22 protein-coding genes are annotated in these 23,118 nt (G+C 61.0%); 14 read left to right on the plus strand and 8 right to left on the minus strand.

Annotated elements, in window-relative coordinates; translation table 11 throughout:
• The first annotated feature begins 20 nt into the window (after positions 1-20).
• The 7 genes from JN12_RS04380 to JN12_RS04410 all read left to right on the plus strand — a co-directional run bounded on the left by JN12_RS04380 (position 21) and on the right by JN12_RS04410 (position 7,324).
• Complete coding sequence (locus tag JN12_RS04380) at positions 21-773, plus strand: DUF3108 domain-containing protein (protein WP_145018762.1); 753 nt, start codon at positions 21-23, stop codon at positions 771-773.
• Positions 774-924: 151 nt separating this feature from the next.
• Complete coding sequence (locus tag JN12_RS04385) at positions 925-1,347, plus strand: type IV pilus modification PilV family protein (RefSeq protein WP_145018765.1); 423 nt, start codon at positions 925-927, stop codon at positions 1,345-1,347.
• Positions 1,344-2,267: a PilW family protein gene (locus tag JN12_RS04390; RefSeq protein WP_145018768.1), complete on the plus strand. Its 924-nt coding sequence runs from the start codon at positions 1,344-1,346 to the stop codon at positions 2,265-2,267. Before JN12_RS04385 ends, JN12_RS04390 begins: the two co-directional genes overlap by 4 nt.
• 7 nt (positions 2,268-2,274) lie before the next feature.
• Entirely contained in the window at positions 2,275-2,844 is a 570-nt protein-coding gene (locus JN12_RS04395; protein WP_145018771.1) for a PilX N-terminal domain-containing pilus assembly protein, read from the plus strand.
• A gap of 55 nt (positions 2,845-2,899) precedes the next feature.
• Entirely contained in the window at positions 2,900-3,271 is a 372-nt protein-coding gene (locus JN12_RS04400; protein ID WP_145018774.1) for a hypothetical protein, read from the plus strand.
• 57 nt (positions 3,272-3,328) lie between these two features.
• The gene (locus JN12_RS04405) at positions 3,329-6,754 is read left to right on the plus strand and encodes a pilus assembly protein (RefSeq protein ID WP_145018777.1); all 3,426 of its coding nucleotides are present in this window, start codon (positions 3,329-3,331) and stop codon (positions 6,752-6,754) included.
• Between the two features lie 15 nt (positions 6,755-6,769).
• The gene (locus JN12_RS04410; RefSeq protein ID WP_145018780.1) at positions 6,770-7,324 is read left to right on the plus strand and encodes a GspH/FimT family protein; all 555 of its coding nucleotides are present in this window, start codon (positions 6,770-6,772) and stop codon (positions 7,322-7,324) included.
• Between the two features lie 21 nt (positions 7,325-7,345).
• Here the strand turns inward: JN12_RS04410 and JN12_RS04415 are convergent, their stop codons facing one another.
• Together JN12_RS04415 and JN12_RS04420 are read right to left on the minus strand one after the other, a co-directional pair.
• On the minus strand, positions 7,346-8,068 hold the full coding sequence (locus JN12_RS04415; RefSeq protein WP_145018783.1) for a hypothetical protein: 723 nt from the start codon (positions 8,066-8,068) through the stop codon (positions 7,346-7,348).
• 284 nt (positions 8,069-8,352) lie between these two features.
• Positions 8,353-9,150 carry a sulfite exporter TauE/SafE family protein gene (locus JN12_RS04420; RefSeq protein ID WP_145018786.1) on the minus strand — a complete coding sequence of 266 codons (798 nt, stop codon included), beginning with the start codon at positions 9,148-9,150 and terminating at the stop codon, positions 8,353-8,355.
• Between the two features lie 151 nt (positions 9,151-9,301).
• Here JN12_RS04420 and JN12_RS04425 point away from each other — a divergent pair, with 151 nt between their 5' ends.
• Both JN12_RS04425 and JN12_RS04430 read left to right on the plus strand, forming a co-directional pair.
• Positions 9,302-9,901, plus strand: coding sequence for an acyl carrier protein phosphodiesterase (locus tag JN12_RS04425; RefSeq protein ID WP_145018789.1), 600 nt, complete (start codon positions 9,302-9,304; stop codon positions 9,899-9,901).
• A gap of 82 nt (positions 9,902-9,983) precedes the next feature.
• On the plus strand, positions 9,984-10,970 hold the full coding sequence (locus JN12_RS04430) for an NAD(P)H-quinone oxidoreductase (protein ID WP_145018792.1): 987 nt from the start codon (positions 9,984-9,986) through the stop codon (positions 10,968-10,970).
• Positions 10,971-11,061: 91 nt separating this feature from the next.
• Here the strand turns inward: JN12_RS04430 and JN12_RS20425 are convergent, their stop codons facing one another.
• Positions 11,062-11,232: a hypothetical protein gene (locus JN12_RS20425; RefSeq protein ID WP_170241844.1), complete on the minus strand. Its 171-nt coding sequence runs from the start codon at positions 11,230-11,232 to the stop codon at positions 11,062-11,064.
• Positions 11,233-11,393: 161 nt separating this feature from the next.
• Between JN12_RS20425 and JN12_RS04435 the strand changes: the two genes are divergently transcribed.
• Positions 11,394-12,479: a class I SAM-dependent methyltransferase gene (locus JN12_RS04435; RefSeq protein WP_145018795.1), complete on the plus strand. Its 1,086-nt coding sequence runs from the start codon at positions 11,394-11,396 to the stop codon at positions 12,477-12,479.
• Here the strand turns inward: JN12_RS04435 and JN12_RS04440 are convergent.
• Positions 12,476-12,856 carry a hypothetical protein gene (locus JN12_RS04440; protein WP_145018798.1) on the minus strand — a complete coding sequence of 127 codons (381 nt, stop codon included), beginning with the start codon at positions 12,854-12,856 and terminating at the stop codon, positions 12,476-12,478. The genes JN12_RS04435 and JN12_RS04440 overlap by 4 nt on opposite strands.
• Before the next feature lie 205 nt (positions 12,857-13,061).
• On the opposite strand from JN12_RS04440, the gene JN12_RS04445 reads away from it, so the two are divergent.
• The gene (locus JN12_RS04445) at positions 13,062-13,352 is read left to right on the plus strand and encodes a Dabb family protein (RefSeq protein WP_145018801.1); all 291 of its coding nucleotides are present in this window, start codon (positions 13,062-13,064) and stop codon (positions 13,350-13,352) included.
• Between the two features lie 12 nt (positions 13,353-13,364).
• On the plus strand, positions 13,365-13,850 hold the full coding sequence (locus JN12_RS04450) for a YchJ family protein (protein ID WP_145018803.1): 486 nt from the start codon (positions 13,365-13,367) through the stop codon (positions 13,848-13,850).
• 204 nt (positions 13,851-14,054) lie between these two features.
• Here JN12_RS04450 and JN12_RS04455 read toward each other — a convergent pair whose 3' ends face one another.
• Genes JN12_RS04455 through JN12_RS04470 form a run of 4 tightly spaced genes read right to left on the minus strand, consistent with a single transcriptional unit; the run spans position 14,055 to position 21,437 of the window.
• Positions 14,055-15,395 carry a TolC family protein gene (locus JN12_RS04455; RefSeq protein WP_145018806.1) on the minus strand — a complete coding sequence of 447 codons (1,341 nt, stop codon included), beginning with the start codon at positions 15,393-15,395 and terminating at the stop codon, positions 14,055-14,057.
• A 29-nt stretch (positions 15,396-15,424) separates the two neighbouring features.
• Complete coding sequence (gene pabB, locus JN12_RS04460) at positions 15,425-17,191, minus strand: aminodeoxychorismate synthase component I (protein WP_145018809.1); 1,767 nt, start codon at positions 17,189-17,191, stop codon at positions 15,425-15,427.
• Complete coding sequence (locus JN12_RS04465; protein ID WP_145018812.1) at positions 17,184-20,282, minus strand: efflux RND transporter permease subunit; 3,099 nt, start codon at positions 20,280-20,282, stop codon at positions 17,184-17,186. The genes pabB and JN12_RS04465 overlap by 8 nt, the downstream gene beginning before the upstream one ends.
• A gap of 6 nt (positions 20,283-20,288) precedes the next feature.
• Positions 20,289-21,437, minus strand: a complete 1,149-nt coding sequence (locus tag JN12_RS04470) for an efflux RND transporter periplasmic adaptor subunit (protein ID WP_145018814.1) — start codon at positions 21,435-21,437, stop codon at positions 20,289-20,291.
• A gap of 196 nt (positions 21,438-21,633) precedes the next feature.
• Between JN12_RS04470 and def the strand changes: the two genes are divergently transcribed.
• Together def and fmt are read left to right on the plus strand one after the other, a co-directional pair.
• Complete coding sequence (gene def / locus JN12_RS04475) at positions 21,634-22,149, plus strand: peptide deformylase (protein WP_145018817.1); 516 nt, start codon at positions 21,634-21,636, stop codon at positions 22,147-22,149.
• Positions 22,149-23,093 carry a methionyl-tRNA formyltransferase gene (fmt, locus tag JN12_RS04480; protein ID WP_145018820.1) on the plus strand — a complete coding sequence of 315 codons (945 nt, stop codon included), beginning with the start codon at positions 22,149-22,151 and terminating at the stop codon, positions 23,091-23,093. Before def ends, fmt begins: the two co-directional genes overlap by 1 nt.
• Positions 23,094-23,118: the final 25 nt, after the last annotated feature.

The raw sequence follows: 23,118 nt of genomic DNA on the forward strand, positions 1-23,118 counted from the left end.
TTTCATTATGGGAGTGTTACATGGTCTCGCCGTTTAGAAAATGTGTTGTACGGGCGTTGTTGGCAGCCCTGCTGGTAACCTCAGCCTGGCCGGCGTCGGCGGCAGAGTCGGTCACGATGCCGGAGAAACTGGTCTACAGCCTCAGCTGGATGGGGATTCCGGTCGGCACCGCTACCCAGGAGATCGCGGAAGCCGCTGGCATGCGGAAGATCGTCTCCCACGCCCGAGCCAACGATTGGCTCTCCTCCTTCTATCCGGTCGACGACCGGACCGAGAGCCATCTGGCTATGACCTCCGGGCCGTTTCCCGGCGAATCCCGCTACTACCGGATGCTATTCAAGGAGGGGAAGCGGACCCGTGACCGGGAGATCACCTTTGATCAAACGCGACGGATCGGCCGGTTCCACGACCGAATTGGCGGCGAGCAAGTTGATGTGCCGATCGTGGAGAACACGTTCGACATTTATGCCAGTTTCTACTATGTCCGCCATCAGCCGCTTGAGCCGGGAAAGTCGTTCATGATTCATGTGCTTGACGGCAAGGAGTTGCGTCATATCGAGGTGAAGGTGTTGAAGCGGGAGCGGATCAAGGTGCCGGCCGGTGAGTTCGACACCATCCAGGTGAAGCCGCTGGTAAAGCCGGAAGGGGTCTTTGAAGGAAAGGGCGGGGCTCTCATCTGGCTGACCGACGATGCCCGCCGCATCCCGGTCAAGGCCCAGACCAAGGTGCGGGTGGGGAGCGTGACGGCGGTACTGACCGGCGGAACATACTGATTCGTTAAGATTTTGATATCCTGTGTCCCTATGTGCAGCAAGAATAACCTGCCGTTTTTGAGATAATTCCTGCTTTCCGAAATTTTTCTGAAGCAAATGCCCTGTTGTGTCGAATCATTAAGTTGATGTGATCTGGCTCTGGAGTTGGCGGATGAAGCGTTTGCCGGGAACACAGCACGGTTTTACCATGGTGGAAATGCTGATCGCGATCCTCCTGATGACGGTGGGATTGTTGGCGGTGCTCACCATGCAGGACGTTGCCCTAAACGCCAATTCTATTTCCATGAGGCTTACGGTGGCCACGTCCCTTGCCCAGGAGGCCCTTGAGGATATTCTCTCCTGGAAGTCCGACGATTCCAGAATTACGACCACTGCTGCAAATGTGGTGTATAAGTGGCCTCCCAACAGTTCTGCTACCTCGATCAGTGTCCCCGGAGCGGGCAGCTACAGCGCAACGTATACCACCACGGTCGGACCGGCGACCGGTATTCCGGACGGAATCACCAGGATTGTTGTCACCGTGACCGGTGGTGGCAGAAGCGTCACGGTCACCGGCTTCAAGAGGACGGTATGATGCGTTCTGCGCGAAGGACGTCCGGTTTCACTCTGGTGGAGTTGCTGGCTGTCATGGCGATTTTTGGAGTTGTTATCGGAGCGGTCTACTCTCTCTATCTGACGCACCAGAAGACCGCGTACATCCAGGAAGACCTTGTCGATCTCCAGCAGAACCTGAGAATCGCCATGGACAGCATTACCCGGGACATGAGAATGGCCGGGATACTTGTTCCCCTCGGGACCAACCCCCTGGCCAACGGTTCGCTCAACAACTATTCGACGAGTGTGCAGATCAACACGGCATCCGCAGCCGGTCAGTTTGCCAGGGTTGCCAAGAGCAAGGTGACGGCAGCCTTTAGCACGTTCAGCACAAGCGTTGATGCACCTGAATCCATCGATGGATTGATTGGTGCCGGCGCCGTAAACGTCCGGCTCATACGCCCAACCGACAAGAGTAATCCGGTGAGCGGCATGGGCACGTATCTTGTGCTCAACGCTGCAAACCGGAGCGGGCCGAGCATCGCGCTGGCGCTACCCGGTGGAGGGACCTTCTCTTCGGGGGTCGGTATTGATGCGGGAGACATCATTGCCATGGCCGGGCCACCCGTCCCTCCGGGGACAGCTCCCCCGGCCGGCAATGATGCGATCGTTTATTCCCTGATCCCCTGCCCGGATTCTCCATCCATAACGTGCCTCGCAAGAGCCGTCAATCAGGCAACCTCACCGGAGGTGATTGCCAGCAATATTTCGTCACTCCGGTTCAGCTACCTCTATGAAGATGGAACCGAGGACAATAATCCTGCCGACGCTACCTCGATAGCGGCCATACGGAGCGTGCGAGTTACCATCACCGGTGAGACCTCAGTGACCTCGGCCCTTTCCGAAGGCCCGAAAACGCGTCAGATCACGTCGGTCATCAAGCTGCGAAACAAGAGATAACCGTCCCATGGAACAGCCCAGGCGCAACATAGGTTCCGGTCCGCTATCGAGGGTCGACAACGAGCAGGGGGCGGCACTCATCATTGTCCTGATAATGCTGCTCTTGCTGATCATACTCGGAACGACCCTGATGACCTCGTCAGTTACCGAAATCAAGGTTGCCGGCAATTACCGGAACAACCTCGAAACCTTTTTTGCGGCCGATGCTGCGGTCGAGTTCGCCGAGACCTATAGTGCGATCTATTCTTCGCTTTACGGAACTGGGACGACGTGGCCGGCGCCGGGGCAGGGGAAGATTCTGGATGGAGCCTTCGCGGTTACCGGAACAAATGCCGATCCCTACAAGGACTACAACCAGATTACCATCCCCGGGACCGGTGACCGGGCACAGGTCAAGGTTGAGTTGGTCAAAAATCGTGGTAATCCGCCACCCGGGTACGGCTTCCAGGAAGATGCGGGAGTGGGGGGTGGGGGCGGTTTTAGGGCCAATGTGTTTGCCGTGACCGTGATTGCCAACGGTCCGAACAACGCCCGTACCGATATCGAGTCGGGAGTGGCGAGGATGGTGCCGCAATAATCGGGGTCCATAGCATATTCAGGATCAGTATAACCGGAAAGGAGTCGCTATGCAGATGATGTTTTCACTCATCGTATTCGGGTTTATTTTCTTGACCGGCGCCGTCCCGGCGGTTGCGGATGACGGTAACAGGCCGGCAGAAAAAAGAATCTCCTATGACCCCGCAATCATGTACCCGGGCCCGTATACCCCGGAACATCTCTTCTACAAGAACCCCAAGGGACCTGTCTGGCTGCAATGGACAGCAGGAGATTTCACCAGGAAGGTCACCTGTTCCGGTGCACTGAAAAGGCTCAAGCGAAAGGGTGTCTGGCAGGGGCACCTGAAACCGGATGGATCGTGCGGTTCTCCGGCGGAACCATCAGACTGGGCGGTCGGGAACTGGATCAATTATTACCTGAGCAGTTCGCCCGGTAACAGGCAATAACCGGGTCATGACATGGAAAGGGAGCGCTGTGGGCCGTCCCGTCAGGTGGAGGTAGGTATGCAAAAGACGATCTTCGCTGTTATCGCGTTCCTGGCGACACTGTTTCCCTCACCCATGGTACAGGCAGCGCCGGACCAGTATCCGGGGGACGCATCCATATATGGCGCGGCCGGCACTTACCAGCCCAATGTCCTTATCATCATCGATAATTCCGGAAGCATGTATGATCCGGTGCCGGCAGAATCCTACAACCCTGCCACAACCTATGCCCAGGCCAATGCCTGCAGCTCTACCGGGACATCCGCCTGCACCGCCAATGCCGTATATAACGCCGACCTTACTCAGATCAACACCAGTATCAGCAACATCACCACCTCCTGTAACTCGGCCAATCCCCAGAATATCCTGCAGACAACCGGTCAGTACAACGGCACAAGTCTGAACTCAAACGGTACCACCTGCGCTTCCAGTGGAACCAGTCAATATTACATGGGCAACTACATCAACTACCTGATCTCCTCTATTGCCACGATGAAGCCGAAGATCACCATAGCCAAGGATGCCATTAAGAATCTGATTTCCAGCATAAACGGGGTCAAGTTCGGGCTCATGACCTTTCATTATGTCGGCTTCAATGGGCAGGGGGCACAGTTCCTCAGCGCCACCGTGCCCGGTGCGGGAACCATGCATTACGTTACCACCGTGAAGAAGATGGACGATCTCTTTACCGGTACCATAACCAACCGGACTGCCCTCCTTGCTGCAGTCGATTCCATTTTCCCGTTTGGATCTACTCCCCTTGGGGAATCGCTCTTCGAGGCGATGCGCTATTTCAATGGCGACGCGAGCGCATTTGGCAATACGGTGGGGATTACGTCCGGCAGGTACGTTTCTCCGGTCGAGGTTGCCTGCCAGAAAAACTACGTCATCTTTGTTACCGACGGCATGGCAAACGCAGATGACGATCCGGTGCTGAAGACCATCTGCACCAACGGGGACTGCGACGGCGACGGGATCGAGCCGGGGGACCTGAACCATTCCCTGGATGACGTGGCCAAGGCCCTGAATCTCGGCCCGCAGCAGGTGGTTACCTATACCATAGGGTTCGGCCTCACCGGGGCCGATGCCGCTGCCGTAGACCTGCTGAACAGGGCCGCCGATGCCTCCCACGGAAAGGGAAAATACTACGATGCCGGGTCGGCGCAGGATCTTAAGAATGCGTTTTCCCAGGTCATGGGAACCGTGACGGCGATCGACACCACGTTTGGCGCCAACTCGGTGCCGGCCAGTCCGGATAACAGGACCTATGCCGGCAGCAGGCTGTATATGCCGTTCTTCAAGACCGCCAACAGTGCGTTCTGGAACGGTAACCTGAAAAAATACGGTCTCTCTTCCGGAACCAATCCCATTATCATTGATGTCAACGGGGTCCAGGCCACGTACGTAGATCTGAACAATGATCGCATCGACGACATCACACTCACGCCCCTCCCCGTGGGGGCAGAAAACGGGACCGTCAAGAGCAGTGCGACCTCCTACTGGAGCAGTGCCGCCGACGGCAGTGCTGCCGACAAAGGAGGGGCTGGGGGAGTCTTGCAGGCGAGGGTGGCAACTACCCGTACCCTGTACTCGGTCCTCCCCGCCGGCAGCTCTCTGGTCACCTTCAACAACACGAACATCACCGCAGCCATGCTCGGGGTGGCCGACAACACGGAGCGGGACAAGGTCATCAACTTCATGTATGGCCAGGATGTGGATGACAGCAACAAGAATGGCAATACGACGGAGAACCGTGCCTGGTTGATGGGGGACCCGCTTCACGGAAGACCACTGGCCGTCAGCTACGCCTCGTACAGTTTCACCACGACCAACGAGGCCAACTGTTCGGTCAATAAATCGGTCGTGTATATCAGCAGCAACGATGGCGTACTGCACGCGTTCAGGGATTGCGACGGGGCAGAGCTCTGGGGCTTCATCCCGCCGGACGTCCTCGGGGACCTCAACTCCTTGAGGAGTTCCGGCAGCCATGTTACGCTCATGGATGCGTCGCCCCGGGTGTATATCTATGACGCCAACAACAACGGCATCATCGAGAGTGGCGACAAGGTCGTCCTGCTTTTCGGCAGCAGAAGGGGGGGGGGAGTGGCCGCCGGCACGGCGACCGGTTCCTACTATGCCCTGGACGTGTCCGATCCCTCTTCTCCCCAATTCCTCTGGCGCATTTCGAACAGCTCGCCGACAACAGGTTCTCCTGCGACACCGGTGTACGCCGAACTGGCCGAGAGCTGGAGCGAACCGAAGATCGTCAGGATGCGGATCGGCAGCAGTGACAAGATCGCCATGGTCGTCGGTGCCGGGTACGACAACCTCAACGAGGATGGCCGCTATGGGGCCACGCAGACCTTTGCCGGCACCGGGGTGGTTCCTGCGGCATCCAATGCCGAGGGAAATGTGACGAGCAGCGGAACGGCCGCTCCGGCAAACCCCAAAGGCCGCGGGGTCTACGTGGTTGAGGTCGCAACGTTGGTCGGAGGGGTGCCGAGCTTTACCAACAGTGGCACCAAGATCGGTGGTTTCATCTATGACAGTGCGACCGCCCCCTATGCTGCCATGACCTTTTCCTTTCCATCCGAAATCGCGGCCGTGGACCTGAAGGGAAACGGTTATGCGCAGCGGCTGTACGCCGCTGATGCCGGTGGGAACATATGGCGGTTCGATGTGGCGGACCCGGCACCGGCGAACTGGACCGCCCGCAAGCTCTTCAGTGCCAATCCGGGCGCCGGTGCCGGTGGTACGTCGGATAAGGGACGGAAGATGTTTTACAAGCCATCGGTTGTGTCCGAGCTCGGTTACAAGATGCTGTATTTCGGCAGTGGGGACCGGGAGCACCCGCTGAACACGGCGGTTGTCGACCGGATCTATGCCGTGATCGACCGGGACCAGACAACCACTGCCACGGAAAGTGACCTGATGGATGTCACCGATGATCAGCTCCAGACAACGACGAAAACATCCGGCACCGGCTCGGTGACCGACCTCCTGAGCCGGCTGAATGCCACCACAAACTACGGCTGGTACATCAAGCTCGACCAGAACAGCGGCGAAAAGGTGCTCAGCGCGCCGCTGGTATTTAACAAGGTCGCCTATTTCACCACCAACACACCCGGTTCGTCGGCCATCATCCAAGCCTGCCAGCCGAATCTGGGGACCGCCAGAATGTATGCCCTGAGCTACAAGACCGGTGAGGCGGTGATGAACTACGACACCTCTAACGACAGCACCACGACCACCAACCAGCGGGCAAAGTCTGGCGGCAATGTCCTACAGCGAAGCGACAGGGTGAAAACGACGGGCTCCGGTATCCCCCCTGGCGTTACGGCTATTATCACTCCTGGCGGGGGCGTCTCTCTCTGGACCGGCATGCAGAAGCAGGACACCGTGAAGGGCGGAAGCATCATTCCGCTCTACTGGCGGCAGAAATAGGAAGGTGACTGGCGAATGGTCTGTGATGGAATGAATATGGCGACTGGACTGAAGCGTTGGCGTGCAGGCAATGAACGCGGATTTTCGCTGATTGAAGTCGTTATTGTCGTGGCCATCATTGGAATCTTGCTGGCCATTGCGCTGCCGCCATTCGTAAGCTGGCGGAAAACGCTCAGCTACCGGCAGACGGCTCGCGGGATTCAGTCGATGCTCAAAGAGGCGAAGTCGATCACCATCACCAGGAATATGCAGCATATGGTCGTCATTGAACCGGGCAACAGCAGCTACAAGCTGATGCCCGGCAATCGTGCGTACAATACTGCGGCAACCGGATGGGGTGCGGCTCTGCAGACGGTGACGAGTCCGCCCGGTGTCACCATCCGCAGCAAAAGCGACGGAACATCATCGGACAACGTCTATATCCAGTTCAATCCGAACGGAACCGTCAGATTGTCCGCTCCTGATGGTACGGCGAGCGACGGTAATGTCACCGTCAACGATGGATCGTCGGTAATATTCTGCATCACCGTGTCGGCATCGGGGAGGATCAGAATGGAGAAGAGATACTGATCTCCGCCTGTTGGAGTGCTGCTAACGCCTCTCCAGGGAATAGCCCGCGCATTTCCTTTCAGCCGTTATCATAAGATCCATCATATCCCGGGACGAATCGGGCTGTTCGGCGCCGATCAACTGACGCTCCATGCACTGCTCGTAACTCCGGTATCGTTCCTTTTCCACGACCTTCACGGCTCCGGTCTCATTGCTTCGCCGGGCTGCCTGATGTCGGCTGGCAGCCGTTTTCTTCTTTTTCGGCTGGCGGATCTTTTCGGTCCCCGTTTCAGCCGGTTCCTTTTCCCCGTTATCCTGTTGCCAGGAAAAGTCTGTCCGTCTTTCCGGGGTGTCCGTGAAAAAGACCGTGCCGTCGTGGGATTTGCTTCTGTAAACCACAGTTGGAGGAATCTCTTTTTTGGGAGGAGGTTCTCCCTCTTCGCCTTCGTCACCCGTCAGGTTGTTGATATCAGAGCCCTTTGCCGGGGCTTTAGACTCTGCCTGTACAAGTGTCTTTTCCTTGCCACCAATTCCTCCCTCGCCGGCACCTGCCTTGGTAACATCTGACTGTTTTGAGAGCACAAAACCGTTCTTGTAGAACTCGATGCCGAATTCGTTCAGTTGCGGAAGCTTGCTCGTATGGCAGCCATCGCACTGCATCTTGTACTTGCGGCTGAATGCCGACATGGCTGAGGCCGTGCCGGCCGAGCAGAAGGTGGCAAGGATTGCCAGTAGTATCAGCCAACCCGTCATGTTTTTACGCATGGTACCTCGCTTCAGCGGCATAAGGGTGCCTTGCAGGGCAAAATTGCCTATTCTTATAGCGCATTGCATGCCGCTACTCCATTTTTTTCTGCTACTTTGTCAGGTTCCGTCCTGTGGGGACAGAATGCCTGTAGCCCGGCGATTTATCGCCGGGATTCAAGCGATATTTTCTTTCGTCACGTACGTGACTGAAAAATAAATCCAATCCCGACACCGGGGGATGAATCCCCCGGCTACAGGCATTCTGTCCCTACAGGACGAAAACTAAATGTGACAAAGTGGAATTAAATAAGCCCGCTCAGCAGTTTGAGGCTGGTGGCAATCAGGAGGCCGGCGAACAGTTTTTTCAACCGAGAGACCGGTAGGCGGTGGGCCAGGCGGGCACCGAGGGGGGCGGTCAGGTAGCTCATGCCGGCAACCCCGATCAGGGCCGGGAGGTAGACAAAGCCGAACGAGTAGGAAGGGAGCCCTCTAACGGCCATCCCGTTCAGGATGTAGCCAAGCGCACCGGAAATGGCGATGGGAAAGCCGATGGCTGCCGAGGTGCCGATGGCGCCGTACATGGAGACATTGCACCAGATCAGGAGCGGCACCGACATGCTGCCGCCGCCTATACCCACCAGGCTGGAGATGACACCGATGAAGGTTCCCGCGCCGAAAAGCCCCTTGCTGCCCGGAAGCTGGCGGGTCGGTTTCGGCCGGATCTCCAGGAGCATCTGCACGGCCACGAAAATGGTGAAGCAGACGAAAAATACCTTGAGGAAAACGGTGGAGAGGCTGGCTGCCACCCAGGAACCGGCCAGCGTCCCGACCATTATCCCCGGAGTGATCTGGCGGACCACCTGCCAGTTCACCATCCCCTTACCGTGGTGGGCCCGGAAGCTGGCTATCGAGGTGAAGACGATGGTCGCCAGGGATGTCCCCAGGGCCAGATGGAGGATGTGCTGTGGCGGGAACTGCTGGGCAGTGAAGGTGAAGGTAAGCATCGGCACGATGACGATCCCGCCGCCGACTCCTAGGAGTCCTGCCAGGATGCCGGCGAACGCGCCGAGGATACAGTAGGTTAGCCACGCAACGACCATTATTACCCTCCTGGTCCGCATCATAGCTTTCCGACTCCAGCTGCACAAGTTGAAATTGCCGGTGCGCCGGGTATGCTTGATCTTCTGGAACCAATACGATCCGTGAGGCGTCAATGGCCCGCTGTATCCTTATTGCCGCCGTCGAGCCGGCATGAACTTTCTCTGTCACCTGTACCTTTCCGGTAACGACCCGGAACTCCAGGTCGGCAACCTGATGGGCGATTTCGTCAAGGGGCCACTTGCCGGCCGCTTTCCGGCCGGCATCGAGCAGGGACTGAGGCTCCACCGCTGGATTGACAGCGCGGCAAATCGCGACCGCTCGTTTCTGGAGAGCCGGGAGCGGCTCGACCCGTGCTTCGGGCTTTACCGGGGGGTCCTGGTCGACCTGTTTTATGATCATTTCCTGGCCACAGAATGGCCGGCGTATCATCCGCTCCCCTTGGAAACGTTTCTCGATGATGCCTATGCTACGGCCCGGGACCATCGCACCGTCATGCCCGACCGGTTTCTGAATATCCTGCCGGTAATCTTTACCGACCTGATCCCCTCGTACCGGGAGGTGGCCGGGATCGACAGGGCTCTCCAGCGGATGGCGGCGCGGCGGAAACGGCCCAGCCCGCTCGGGAGCGGCGTTCGGGAGCTGGTCCGGCACTATGGTGATCTGCAGGCCGATTTCCGCTCGTTCCTCCCCCGGATGGCCGGCCAGGTGGCTGCGTTGCCGGCTGATGCCCGGGGCGGCATTCACCGTTGACAGGGGGGGACTGACGGTGTATGAAGACGGGCATCAAAAACAGGAACATTGTTCGTATATTCCGTGTACAGGAGGAGTCTGCATGAAAGCGGCATTGCTAGACGGTTTCGGTGGCCTGGAGGTGCTGAAGGTCGGTGAGGTGGCCAGGCCGGTCCCCGGCGAAGGGCAGGTGCTGATCAAGGTCCACGCCACATCCGTCAACCGTCCCGATCTGGTGCAACGGGAAGGGAAATATCCCCCCCCGCCGGGTGATTCGGAGATTCTCGGTCTGGAAGTGGCAGGGACCGTCGAAGAGCTCGGCGCCGGGGTAACCGGCTGGCAGAAGGGGGCACGGGTGATGAGCCTGGTGGGTGGTGGCGGCTATGCCGAGTATGCCGTGGCCTACGCCAGCCACCTGATGCCCATCCCGGACAGCATGAGCTATGAGGAGGCGGCCTGCGTCTGCGAATCCTACATCACCGCGTTCTTGAACATCTTCATGATCGGTGGCCTCAAGGACAACAACAGCGTCATCATCCATGGCGGCGGCGGCGGCGTGAGCAATGCCGGCATCCAGCTCTGCAAGGCCCTGGTTCCCAATACGCGGATCATCGTCACTGCCCACCCGAGCAAGATCGAGCGGGTAAAAGGGCTCGGGGCAGGGCTGGTGATCGACTTCACCCAGACGTCCGACTTTTCCGAGGCGGTCAAGGAGTTCACCAATAAGAAGGGGGTGGACGTGATCCTCGACCACGTGGGGGCCAAGTACCTGGCGCCCAACATGAACTCCCTGGGCTATGCCGGGCGCCTCGTCATCATCGGTGTCATCAGCGGCATCAAGGCCGAACTGAACCTGGCCCTGATGATGGTCAAGCGCCAGCAGATCATCGGCTCGGTGCTCCGTTCCCGGCCGGTCAAGGACAAGGGGGCGATCGTGGCCGAGTTCACCAGAACGGCGCTCCCCAAGTTCGCCGACCGGACCATCGTGCCGATCATCGAAAAGGTCTTCTCCCTCGACCAGGTGGCGGACGCCCACCGGATGATGGAAGAGGACAAGCATTTCGGCAAGATCGTCCTGAAGGTTGCATAGCTGCGACCGTCACGGCGACCAGCGTCATAAGGAAAATCAAAAAAGCCTGCACTGCAGGCTTTTTTGTGGAACCAATTACGAGTAAGGTTTGTCAGTCGCCGAGCCAACCAGCTTCGGGGATCTGCACCGGATCGCACAGGCTGCTGGATTCGTGTGCCTTGGCGCCGCACCGGCGACACATGGCGGTTGGATTGGTGGCGAACGACCGAATTTCATTGGCGTCAGTCAGTTCGCATATTCTCGCTCCTTCGCTGCTTTTCATGATTCAACACCTCCTTGAGGTGATGCGTTAGCACTGCTGATAGCTAAATTAAACCACAGTTGGTACATATTTGCAAATAGGACCGTGGCAAACACGCTTCTGCCCTTGTCGAGTCTGCTGTAGTATGCAGTGACCGCTGCCGAAAGTTTGTCCGGGATACGATGACTGACAATGTCCGCCATCATTACGAGCACCATGTCTATCCGCACTACGGCCTCCTGGCCTCGGTGCGGCGCTGCGACACCTATGCCCTGAACCTTTCGGCCCTGTGGGGGGCGTTCAACGGTTGCCTTCCACCCAGTGAGGCCAGGCGGATGCTCCTGGCCGGATGCGGCAGCTTTTCCCCCTATCCGACGGCCCTGGCCAACCCGGAGAGAGAGATTGTTGCCCTTGATCTCTCCCGGCGCTCTCTGCAGCGAGCCCGGCTCCATGCCCGACTGCATGGCTGCCGGAACATCCGCTACCGGGCAGGGGATCTTCTGGACAGTTTCATTGAGCCGGGACCGTTCGGTTTCATCGATTGCTTCGGCGTTTTGCACCACCTGACGGATCCCCGGGCCGGTCTGCGGTCACTGGCGGCCCGGCTGGCACCGGGAGGGATCGTCCGGATCATGGTCTACAGCCGGGGTGCCCGGCGGGAAATCGAGGCGGCCCGCCGCGCCTTGGGGCTGGCTGGGGTCAAAGATGTCGATGCACTGCGGCGCCTGGTCCGGCGGGCGCCTGCCGAGTCAAGGCTGGCCACGGTCGTGCGTGAGGCCGCAGATGCCGTTTCCCCGGCCGGTCTTGCCGATGCCTTTCTCCACCCCCGCGTCTGCACCTTCAGGGTTGACGACCTTGTTGCCCTGGTGGATGATGCCGGCCTGACGCCGCTGCGCTTCGCCCATGCCGGGGCTTTGCCAAACCCGACGGAAGAGCTGGCACGCCTCAGGGTGCTGGAGCGGGAAGAGGCGCTGGATCACAATTTCCTGCTCTACCTGGGGAAGAAGGGGGGTGGCACGACTGGCCCGGTCGAAGACGGCCTGCTTGTGCTGAACCCGGTGATCGCCGCTGCCCTCGCCACCCCCCGTATCCGGCCGCTTATGGTCGCTCCTCGGCTCGGTTGTCCCAACCCAACGCTCGACCGTGCTGCCCGCCGGTTTCTCCGGCGTTTCCGCGAGCCGGTGCCGATCGCGTCCCTGACCGGCCCGGAACTCGCCCTGGCCGGAGAGTTTGTCCGCACCCTCTTCCTGCTGGTGCTCAATCCTTAGTCATCATCGCAATGTCGGTCATGACCACTGTGCCGCCAGCCGCCTCTTCGGTCGTAGGCGCGGTATCGCTCCTCTCCGGGGTAATCGTCCGTGCAGACAGTCCTGGCCCGTCGTTCCACCAGTATGCCGTTCCGGTAGATGTTCCTGATCACGGTTCGGCAGTCATCGTCATCGCGCACCGCGACGGTGACCGGCCGCCAGTCGACCGGCCGTGGAGGAGGATAGTAGACCGGGGTGACGACCGGCGCGAACTCCTGCACCCTGGTGGTAAAATACGGATCAACGTTGTAGTTGATGCTGAAGCTGACGTTGTCCCTGGCCGAGGCGGTTCCGGCGCCAAAGAGGAGAACTGCTGCTGCAAGAATGACTCGTTTCATGGCTTGTGCTCCTTTCGTGCTGTTTGAACAAAACGTACCCCGGAAAAGTGGTTCGCGCTACGGACATCCATCGTCATGCGACCCGATGTCGGGTGCAAAACAGGTCATGTCGGGTCGACAACGGCCCGATATGGCGTTGACATCGGCGATGTTGCCGTGTAATACACAGGTGCTGAAATTCGACATAGTTCAGAGGAGAGGATACATGATCACCCATATCGTACTATTCAAACTTGCCGAGCCGACGCAGGCCAACATAACCAAGGCCAAGGAACTTCTCCTCGGCATGGAGGGGAAGGTTCCCATGCTGCGCCACCTGGAGGTCGGGGTGGATCTGCTCCGTTCCGAGCGCTCCTATGACGTGGCCCTGTACACCAGGTTCGACTCCATGGACGACCTTAAGGCGTACCAGGTAGACCCATACCACGGGGGAACGGTTGCCCCGTACATGAAATCGATCAGCTCGTCCGTAGTTGTCGCAGATTACGAATCGTAAGGAGAGAAGAGAATGTCTGCTGAACTCTGTCCCTGTGGATCACAACAGGGGTATGCCGACTGTTGCGAACCGTTCATTACCGGCCAGCGGCAGGTGGAAACTGCCGAACAGCTCATGCGTTCCCGCTATACCGCCTATGTGAAGGGGAGTATTGACTACCTGTATGAGACCACCCACCCGGACCATCGCAAGGGGTACGACCACGAGGGGACGCGGGAATGGTCCGAAAAATCCAACTGGCAGGGGTTGGAGATCGTCAGTAGCCAGGGCGGCCCGAATGACAGTGTCGGCCTGGTGGAGTTCATTGCCCGTTACCTGGACGGCGATACCGAATATGCCCACCACGAAGAGGGCACGTTCCGGAAAAAGGACGGCATCTGGTACTTCGTTGACGGCAGGATGGTTCGTCCCAAACCGATCACCAGCGACAAGGTCGGGCGGAATGAACCCTGTCCCTGCGGAAGCGGGGCCAAGTACAAGAAGTGCTGCGGCAAGTAGCTGATAATTCTGTCTTGTTGCATTCGCTTACGTCCCATCGGGACAGAATGCCTGTAGCCGGGGGATTCATCCCCCGGTAATGGATAGCGCCATCCTTCAGTCACGTACGTGACGAAAAACTGAAACGCAGAAATCATATCTCGAAGCAAAAAAAAGGCCTGTTCACCGTAATGAACAGGCCTTTTGTACACATACCCTCCGGAGTTACTCCCCCAGCTTGCCGCTGGTCCAGTCCAGGTTAGTCCGGGCCGCCAGATAGTCCCGCCTGGCCCGTGCCAGGTTGCTTTGGGCCTGGAGCAGGTTCAGCTGGGCGTCGTCCACCTCCAGCCGGATCTTCACCCCGTACTCGTACCCTTTTTCGGCCATCTGCAGCAGCCGCTCGGCCTGTCGTACCGTGCCGGCCAGGGCGGTGACGATCTCTCCGGCCTCCCGGACGTTATTGATCGCGTTGCGGACCTCAAGGGAAATCGCGTCCAGCAGTTTCTGTTCCTCGATCCGTTTCGTGGCCAGGTCGCTCCGGGCTTGTTGGACCCTACCGTCGGTCTTGAAGCCGTCGAAAAACGGGAACGAGAGATACACACCGATTTTCCAGGCAGCACCATCGTTTCCGAGACTGGCGATATCCAGTTGGTGCCAGCCGACAGCCCCCTTCAGGTCGAGGCGCGGCTTGTTCTCGGCAGCGGCAATGGTCACCAGTTCGCCGTAGATGCCGAGCCGATGACGGAGATCGATCAGTTCAGGGCGGCTGTCACGGGCAATCTGCAGGACCTCTTCAAACGCCGGAGGGGGAGCAACGGCCATGTCGAGGCTGCCGACGGCATCAACCGCTTCCCCCTCGATCCCCAGCAGGAAACTCAACTGGTCGCGGTTGGTCTTGATCAGGTTGTCCGTCCTGATCACCTCGGGCCGGGCGTTCTGTACCGAGACATCGGCGGCCAGGACGTCGTAGTCGGTTGCCACCCCTGCTGCAAACTTCTTGTGCGCTTCGTCGCTGTGCCGCTTCTTCTGCTCCAGGTTTTCCACGGCAACGCGGTGAAGTTCCTTGGCCAGCAGGAGATTGTAGAAGGCAACGGCAACGTCCCGCTGCGTCCCCTGGTGGGCCAGGCGGAGCTGTTCGTCGGCGGTCTTCAGCCCCACCTCGGCAGCGCGGATGGCGGCGCTTACCTTTCCCCAGGTGTAAAGCGGCTGGGAGAGGGAGAGGTCGACGACCCGGCTGTACTGCTCCGCGGCCGTGCCGAAGAACAGCTGCTGGCTGTCATCCCTGGCAACGCTGGCGGAGCCGCTCAGGGTGAGCTGGGGCAGGGCCGCGGAGCGTTCTTCCACGTACCGCCCCTGCACCGACTGGCCATACTGGTGCGCCTTCCTGATATCCTTGTTGTTCTCCCGGGCGATCTGCAGGGCCTGACCCAGGGTCAATACCCGTTGTTCCGCTGCCGCTGTCTGATGCGGCAACCCGATCAGAACGCAGATGCCGAGAAGTACAAAGGCAATCACTGCACCGCGGCCAACCGGCAATCCGCCATTCTGTTTCAGTATGTTGCGCATTCTCATCTCCTGAACCCCATAACTCCCTTTCACTCCCTCTTATCTACCAGTAACCCACGGCGCCAGCCCCGCACCGAGTTGATCAGCCAGAGCTCTTCCGCCTGCTCCAGGTGGTGGGGGTGGAGGATCTCCTCGGCTATTTCACCCCGCTCCAGGAGCTCTTCCCGCAACGTGCCGGGCAGGAGCCCACTGGTCAGGGGCGGGGTGACGAGACGCCCACCGAGCTTTAGCACCAGGTTGTGATAGCTCCCCTCGGTCAGCTCTCCCCGCTCGTTGAGGAACAGTACCTCGCCCGTTTCGGGATGTGCCGACCGTGCCCGCTCGAACGAATCGCGGCGGGTGGTTTTGTGGAAGCGGAACAGGTCTGTTGATGGCAGTCGCTCCCCTGCCAGGGCCACCTTGAGCGCCACGGCCGGATCATCCACTGCCAGCGGTTCGGAGGATACCTCCAGCCCACCGTCACGCTCCAGCAGCAGCCGCACCTTGCGGCATCCCCCGACTGTCCCGGCGTGGGTGGCGAGAAGCTGGCGGGTTGCCGCGTCGTCGAACGAAAAGCCGAAACGGGCCGCCGAGGCTTTCATACGGGCCAGGTGCCGCTTCACCAGGGTGTACTCGCCACCCTCCAGCCGCAGGGTCTCGATGAGCCGGAACGGGCTGGCCGGCTGCCCCAGGAAGTCGCCCTTGGTCAGGCACTCCCGGTATTCGGCGGCCGGTGCCGCGTCCCAGGTGATGCCGCTCCCCACCCCCAGGGTCAGCCCGTTGCTTTCCCGGTCCAGGACCAGGGTGCGGATGGCCACGGAAAAGAGCGCCTCCCCGCCGGGCGAGACATAGCCGATGGCGCCGCAGTACGGGCCGCGGGGCGTTGTCTCCAGGTCGCGGATGATCTCCATGGCGCGCCGTTTGGGGGCGCCGGTGACCGAGCCGCAGGGAAACAGGGCGCGGAAGAGTTCGACGAGCCCAACGCCCTGCCGGAGCCGGGCCGTGACCGTGGAGGTCATCTGGTGCACGGTCGGGTAGCTCTCCAGGTCGAAGAGCGAGGCAACCCGGACACTGCCGGTCTCGGCCACGATCCCCAGGTCGTTGCGCAAGAGGTCGACGATCATCAGGTTCTCGGCCCGTTCCTTGGGGCTCTGCCGCAACCGGTCTGCGGCCTCCCGGTCCTCTGCCTGCCACCTGCCGCGCGGCGCTGTCCCTTTCATGGGGCGGGTGGCGACGACACCGTCCCGCAGGGCGAAGAACAGTTCGGGCGAGGCGGAGAGGAGAAGGAAGCGCCCGGTGTCCAAAAGGGCGCAGAAGGGGGCCTGCTGTCCCTGGCAGATCCGCTGGTAGAGGCCGAGCGGCGCGCCGTGAAAGCTGCCGGCCAGCGGAAAGGTGTAGTTCGCCTGGTAGCAGTCTCCGGCGGCAATCAGCGACCGGACCCGTTCCACTGCCGTTTCGTACTGCTCCGGGTCCAGGCTGGGCGTCAGCGGGATCGTTTCCTCCGTTGCGGCCGGCAGCCCCTCACCAGCAGTGCAGGGGACCCGTTCCCGGTAGCAGGCAAACCAGGCCAGCGGCATTCCCGTTGCTGTTGGCAGCTCGGGGAGGTCACGGTTCAGTCCGTGGGCCGCCTCGTACGACACGAACCCGACCGCATGCTCGCCCCGCGCTGCTGCTTGCTCCACCGCCGCCAGGACCCCGGCCACCCGGTCGGGATCGTCGGTTTCTAAGGTGCCCGTGTGGCCACCAAATCGCCACGACCTGCCGAAGCCGCCTGGCCCGAATGCGTCCAGTAGTACGGTCGGGGCCGGTTCAGGCATGCTTTCCCCGCATCTTTCGCTTCAGCCAGCCGCCCAGGTCGTCCATGTAGGTGTACATGACCGGCACCACCAGTAGCGTCAGGAGGGTGGAGGTGAGCAGGCCGCCGACAACGGCCCTGGCCATGGGGGCGCGTCCCTCTCCGCCGGCGCCGATGCCGAAAAACAGCGGCAGCATGCCGAAGATCATTGCCAGGGTGGTCATGATGATCGGCCGCAGGCGCGTCCGGCCTGCCAGGATCACGGCATCGCGGCGTGGCAGGTTGTCCCGGCGCCTGAGCACCTTGGCGTAGTCCACCAGGAGGATCGCGTTCTTGGTCACCAGCCCCATCAGCATGATCAGGCCGATGAGGGACATGATGTTCACCGTGTCTCCGGTCAGCTTCAGCATGCCGGCCATCCCCACGATGGAGAGGGGGAGCGACAGCATGATGGCCAGTGGTTCGAAGAACGATTCGAACTGGGCCGCCAGGATGAGGTAGACGAAGACCACGGCCAGGAGCAGCGATTCCCCCATGTAGCCGAACGACTCGGCCATATCCTCCGCCTCGCCGGAGAGACTGACGGAATACCCTGGCGGCATGTTGATCCGCTTCGCTGCTGCCTCCACCTGTTTGGCCGCCGTGCCGATCGGGAGGTTGTCCAGGTTGGCGGAGACCGTCACCTGGCGGGCCAGGTCCCGGCGGTTGATCTCGGTCGGGCTGGTGGCGACGACGGTCGTGACCAGACTGGCCAAAGGTACCAGTTTGGTGCCGCCGCTTGCGTTCGGCACCGACACCTTCAGGTCGCTCACCTGGCCGGGGGTATAGCGCAGCCCTTCCGGCAGCCGCACCCGCACATCGACCGCATCCCCGTCCTCGTCCTCGTAGGTGCTGATGGCCTCGCCCCCCACCATCCGGCTCACGGCCGCGACGATGTCATTGGTGGTCACCCCGGCGGAGAGCGCCTTATCCCGGTCCACCCGCAGCCGGTATTCAGGGATGTCGTGCTCCAGGGTGACGGCGAGATCTTTGACCCCCGGCACCCTGTACAGCTCTTCCTTCAGCCGCTGGCCGAGCTGCTTCAGGGTTTGCAGGTCGTCACCCTTCAGGTTCACGTTCAGCGGCTTCTGCGCCCCGCCGATCTGCCCCACTTCCTCGATGGAGAAGGTGATGCCGGCAATCCGCTCGAACCGTTGTCGCACCAGCCGCTGCAGTTCGAACTGGCCCCGCTTGCGTTCTTTCCGTTCCTTCAGTTTCAGGTAGATCAGGCCATCCCGCACCGTGCCGCTGTCCCCGGCGCCGATGGTGGCGTAGGTGTGATCGATCTCAGGGATGTCCCTGACCGCAGCCAGGGCCGTTGCGAGCCGGTCCTCGGTCTCGGCCATGGAGGCGTCCGGCGCGGTCTTGAAGGAGATCTGAAATTCCCCCCGGTCTTCCTTGGACATGAAGGAGGATTCCAGGGTGCCGAAGATCATGATGCCGCCGACAAAGGCGCCAATGGCGGCAAGCATCATCGTCTTGCGATGATCCAGTGCCCAGCCGATGGCCGTGGGGTAGTGATTGGCCAGGCGGTCGAACCAGGAGTTGAAACTCTCCAGCCACCGGGCCAGCCCCTGCCGTTTTCCCTGGAGATGAATGGACGGATCGTGCCAGCGGGAGGAGAGCATCGGGTCCAGGGTGAAGGAGACGAACAGCGAGACCAGGACGGCAAAGGCAACGCTGATGCCGAACTGGTAGAAGAAGCGGCCGACGATCCCCCGCATGAAGGCCACCGGCACGAAGACGGCAACGATCGACATGGTGGTGGCAAAGACCGCCAGGCCGATCTCGGCGGTGCCGAAGCGGGAGGCCTCCATGTGGTCCTTCCCCATTTCCAGGTGTCGGACGATGTTTTCCCGCACCACGATGGCGTCGTCGATCAGCATGCCGATGGCCAGCGACAGGGCCATCAGGGTCATGACGTTCAGGGTCATCCCCATGGCGTTCATGACGATAAAGGCGGAGATGACCGAGATCGGCAGGGTTACGCCGGTGATCACCGTGGAACGCCAGGAGTTGATGAAGCAAAAGACGATGAGCACCGTCAGGATGCCGCCGATGATGAGGGTCTCCTCCACGTCGGCCAGCGACTCGCGGGTCATGATGGTGCCGTCGCGGACCATGGAAAGGGTGACCCCGGGGGGGAGTTCCTGCTGCACCTTGGCCATCATCTTCTTTACGGTATCGACCAGCGCGACCTCGTTGCCGCCGGACTGCTTGTAGATGTCGAGGCCGATGGCCGGCTGGCCGTTCACCAACGCCAGCCGGCGCCGCTCCTCGACGCCGTCGCTGACCCTTGCCATCTCCCCAAGGGTGATGGGGCGGTCACCCCGCCGGGTAACGGCCATCCGGCGGTACTCTTCGGCCCGGTCCGGCTTCCCCTCGATCCGCATCGGATACTCGGCGGTTCCCCGGGTGAGCCGTCCCAGGGGGGTGTTGGTGTTTTCGGAACGGATGCCGTTCACCACGTCATTGACCCCGAGTCCCAGGCTGTCCAGCCGCACCGGGTCCAGTTCCACCCGGATTTCCCGCTTCTGCCCCCCCACCATGTCAACCTTGCCGACGCCGGCCACGCTCTCGAAGCGCTTCTTGATCTTTTTCTCGACCAGGGTGGTCAGCTCCCGGGGGGAGAGACTGTTCGACTGCACTGCCAGGGCTGCCACCGGTGCGGCATTGAAGTCGAGCTTCTGGATGATCGGCTCTTCGATCCCCTGAGGGAGTGTGCCGCGGATGGAGCCAATCTTGGCCCGCACCTCCTGGGCGCAATCGTTCACCTTCTGCTCCAGTTGGAACTGCACCATCACCGTGGACACCCCCTCGCGGGAGGTGGAAAAGACGTGCTTGACCCCGGCGATCTGGTTCACCGACTCTTCGATCCGCTTGGAGACCTCCCGTTCCACCGTCTCCGGCGAGGCGCCGGGAAAGGTGGTCACCACGGAGATCAGCGGGAATTCCACGTTGGGGAACATCTCGACCCCCAGCCGTTTGAAGGAGAAGATGCCGAGCACCACGAGGGCAAGCATCATCACCGTGGCGAAGATGGGACGTTTGATGGAGAGATCGGAGAGGATCATGGCTGGCTACTTCCCTTGCCGGCTGACAGACACCCGGTCGCCGTCCTTCAGGGTGAAGCCGCCGCGGACGGCATAGGTTTCACCAGCCTTCAGGCCGGAGGTGATCTCCACCTGGTCGCCATTGACGACACCGGTGGTGACGGCCCTGAGCCTGGCGCTGTCGCCGGTCACGACGAAAACGGACCCTTTGCCGGCCTGCATGTCCCAGGAGGAGAGGGCGGCGCGGGGGAGCTGCACAACGCCGGTCCGTCGGCCGGTGATGATGTTTCCCTTGGCAAAGAGCCCACCTTTGAGGGTTTCCGGCGTGTTCGGCACCTCGGCGATCACCTTCAGGGAGCGGTCGGTGGCGGTCAGCTCCGGGTTGACGAATGAGACCCTGCCGGTAAAGGTCCGGCCCGGCAGGGCATCGACACTGAATTCCAATGGTTGGCCCACCCTGACCCGGGCAGCGTCGGCTGACGGTACGGCAACGGTCAGGTTGAGAAGCCGGTTGTCGACGATCCTGAAGATTGGCTTGCCGGCTGCCGCGTCACTGGCAAGGTCCCCCACGTTGACGTCACGCAGGGCCACGACACCATCCAGCGGGGAGGTCACCAGCGCCTTGGCCTGGCGGGCACTGGTCTGGCGCCCTTCCTCTTCGGCAGCCCTAAGTTGGGCGCGGGCCGCGTCGACCCTGGCCCTTGCCGCTTCGGTCTCGCTGTGAGCATCGTCCACCGCCTGCTGGGTGGCAAGTCCTGCCTCCTTCAGTTTCAGCGCCCTAGCCTGCTCACGCTCGGCCCGGGTTGCCGTGACCTGGGCCTGCGCCAGTCCTGCCCGGGCAGACTCCACCCCGGCCTCGGCCCGCTTCACCAGTGCCTCGGTCTCGGCGACGTCGATCCGTGCCAGCGGTTGTCCTTTGCGCACCCTGATCCATTCGGTGACAAAGACCTGCTTGACCAGCCCCGGTATCTGGGTCTTCACATCGGCCCAGAATTTGGGTTCCAGGCTGCCGGTTACCTGGATACCCTCGGTCAGGGGAGTTCCGGTGACCACGGCGGTTTCGACCGCCACGGCCGGTTTCTTGGCCGCTTTCCCGGCGGAGTGGTCGTTCCTGCTGCAGCCGGCGCCCCCGGCCAGGGTTGCGGCGATGAGTGCAATACGGATGAGTCGGTTCATATGGCTCCTGGGCACCGGTGCTCTCTGTCGATTAGGAACTGTGAATTTTTTCTCTGTCGGTAGGTACAACATGTGACAACAGCGGTCAAGTGCTTATCGGCTCGGAAGGGGGGCACTGACTCAAGTAGGAAGGAATTGCATTTTTACCGGCAACTTGTATATAGTGGTTGAATTCTGTGGGAGCAGTGAGGCAGGCATGATACGCAAGATACTGACCTATCCGGACCCCGAGCTGAAGAAGAAGTCGGCGCCGGTCACGGTCATCAACGACAAGATCAGAGAGCTGGTGGCCGACATGGCCGAGACCATGTACGACGCGCCGGGCGTGGGGCTGGCCGCTCCCCAGATAGGGGTGCACCAGCGGGTAATCGTCATCGACGTGGCCGGGAAGGACGAGCCGCCCGACCTGATCATGGCCATCAACCCGGTCATCGTCCATGCCGAGGGGGAGGAATACGAGGAGGAGGGGTGCCTGTCGGTCCCCAAATACTCGGCCAATGTCCGGCGCCATGCCCGGGTGGTGGTGAAAGCGCTCAACCTGGAAGGGGAAGAGGTCACCTGGAAGGCGGACGAGCTGCTGGCCATCGCGTTCCAGCACGAGATCGACCACCTGGACGGCATCCTGTTCATCGACCATATCTCCCCCCTGAAGCGGGAGATCTTCCGCCGCAAGTACCGCCGGACCATGGAAGAGCAGGAGGGGGGCCGCTGATGGCGCCGCTTTGCATCGTGTTCATGGGGACCCCCCAGTTCGCCTGCCCGACCCTGCAGATGCTGATCGACCGGGGGGAGCGGGTGGTGGCGGTGGTGACCCAGCCGGACCGGCCCAAGGGGCGGGGGCAGCAGACCCAGGCGCCGCCGGTGAAAGAGCTGGCCGTACAGCACGGCATCCCGGTCCTGCAGCCGCTGAAGGTACGGTCGCCCGAGGCGATCGAGGAGATCCGGTCACTGGCGCCGGACCTGATCGTGGTGGTCGCCTTTGGCCAGATCCTACCCAAGGCGCTGCTGGAGATTCCCCGCTACGGGTGCATCAACGTCCATGCCTCGCTTCTTCCCCGTTACCGGGGTGCGGCACCGATCAACTGGGCGATCATCAACGGCGAGAACGAGGCCGGGGTCACCACCATGCAGATGGACGTGGGGCTCGACACCGGCGACATGCTGCTGAAGCGGTCGACCACCATCGCCCCGGACGACGATGCCCAGTCCCTGCACGACCGGCTTTCGATCATCGGCGCAGAGGCTATGGCCGAGACCCTTGACCTGCTGGCGGCCGGAAAGCTGGTGCCGGAGAAGCAGGATGACTCCCTCTCCAACTACGCCCCGATGCTGAAGAAGGAAGATGGCCGGATCGACTGGCGTCAGGAATCACGGGCCATCGTCAGCCGGATCAGCGGGGTGACCCCGTGGCCCGGCGCCTACACATTCCTGGATGGCAAGCTGTTGAAGCTGTTTCGCGCCCGGACCGGCACCGGGAGCGGCGTCCCCGGCACGATCCTGGCGGCTGACCGCAGCGGCCTGGAGGTGGCATGCTCCGGCGGCAGCATTATCATCGGCGAGTTGCAGCTGGAAGGGAAGCGGCGTCTGTCAGTGGGCGATTTCCTGGCCGGCTGTCGGCTCCTCCCCGGCACCGTCTTAGAGGCAAAGGACATCTAGGTGAGCGACGACACGAGCCTGCACC

This window comes from Geobacter argillaceus (assembly GCF_007830735.1).
GTDB classification, from domain to species: Bacteria; Desulfobacterota; Desulfuromonadia; order Geobacterales; family DSM-12255; genus Geomobilibacter; species Geomobilibacter argillaceus.

What these genes read in the sequence shown, in the direction of transcription:
- JN12_RS04380 (WP_145018762.1), top strand. Translation starts at nt 21, where the DNA reads ATGGTCTCGCCGTTTAGAAAATGTGTTGTACGGGCGTTGTTGGCAGCC.
- JN12_RS04385 (WP_145018765.1), top strand. Translation starts at nt 925, where the DNA reads ATGAAGCGTTTGCCGGGAACACAGCACGGTTTTACCATGGTGGAAATG.
- JN12_RS04390 (WP_145018768.1), top strand. Translation starts at nt 1,344, where the DNA reads ATGATGCGTTCTGCGCGAAGGACGTCCGGTTTCACTCTGGTGGAGTTG.
- JN12_RS04395 (WP_145018771.1), top strand. Translation starts at nt 2,275, where the DNA reads ATGGAACAGCCCAGGCGCAACATAGGTTCCGGTCCGCTATCGAGGGTC.
- JN12_RS04400 (WP_145018774.1), top strand. Translation starts at nt 2,900, where the DNA reads ATGATGTTTTCACTCATCGTATTCGGGTTTATTTTCTTGACCGGCGCC.
- JN12_RS04405 (WP_145018777.1), top strand. Translation starts at nt 3,329, where the DNA reads ATGCAAAAGACGATCTTCGCTGTTATCGCGTTCCTGGCGACACTGTTT.
- JN12_RS04410 (WP_145018780.1), top strand. Translation starts at nt 6,770, where the DNA reads ATGGTCTGTGATGGAATGAATATGGCGACTGGACTGAAGCGTTGGCGT.
- JN12_RS04415 (WP_145018783.1), bottom strand. Translation starts at nt 8,068, where the DNA reads ATGCGTAAAAACATGACGGGTTGGCTGATACTACTGGCAATCCTTGCC.
- JN12_RS04420 (WP_145018786.1), bottom strand. Translation starts at nt 9,150, where the DNA reads ATGGTCGTTGCGTGGCTAACCTACTGTATCCTCGGCGCGTTCGCCGGC.
- JN12_RS04425 (WP_145018789.1), top strand. Translation starts at nt 9,302, where the DNA reads ATGAACTTTCTCTGTCACCTGTACCTTTCCGGTAACGACCCGGAACTC.
- JN12_RS04430 (WP_145018792.1), top strand. Translation starts at nt 9,984, where the DNA reads ATGAAAGCGGCATTGCTAGACGGTTTCGGTGGCCTGGAGGTGCTGAAG.
- JN12_RS20425 (WP_170241844.1), bottom strand. Translation starts at nt 11,232, where the DNA reads ATGAAAAGCAGCGAAGGAGCGAGAATATGCGAACTGACTGACGCCAAT.
- JN12_RS04435 (WP_145018795.1), top strand. Translation starts at nt 11,394, where the DNA reads ATGACTGACAATGTCCGCCATCATTACGAGCACCATGTCTATCCGCAC.
- JN12_RS04440 (WP_145018798.1), bottom strand. Translation starts at nt 12,856, where the DNA reads ATGAAACGAGTCATTCTTGCAGCAGCAGTTCTCCTCTTTGGCGCCGGA.
- JN12_RS04445 (WP_145018801.1), top strand. Translation starts at nt 13,062, where the DNA reads ATGATCACCCATATCGTACTATTCAAACTTGCCGAGCCGACGCAGGCC.
- JN12_RS04450 (WP_145018803.1), top strand. Translation starts at nt 13,365, where the DNA reads ATGTCTGCTGAACTCTGTCCCTGTGGATCACAACAGGGGTATGCCGAC.
- JN12_RS04455 (WP_145018806.1), bottom strand. Translation starts at nt 15,395, where the DNA reads ATGCGCAACATACTGAAACAGAATGGCGGATTGCCGGTTGGCCGCGGT.
- pabB (WP_145018809.1), bottom strand. Translation starts at nt 17,191, where the DNA reads ATGCCTGAACCGGCCCCGACCGTACTACTGGACGCATTCGGGCCAGGC.
- JN12_RS04465 (WP_145018812.1), bottom strand. Translation starts at nt 20,282, where the DNA reads ATGATCCTCTCCGATCTCTCCATCAAACGTCCCATCTTCGCCACGGTG.
- JN12_RS04470 (WP_145018814.1), bottom strand. Translation starts at nt 21,437, where the DNA reads ATGAACCGACTCATCCGTATTGCACTCATCGCCGCAACCCTGGCCGGG.
- def (WP_145018817.1), top strand. Translation starts at nt 21,634, where the DNA reads ATGATACGCAAGATACTGACCTATCCGGACCCCGAGCTGAAGAAGAAG.
- fmt (WP_145018820.1), top strand. Translation starts at nt 22,149, where the DNA reads ATGGCGCCGCTTTGCATCGTGTTCATGGGGACCCCCCAGTTCGCCTGC.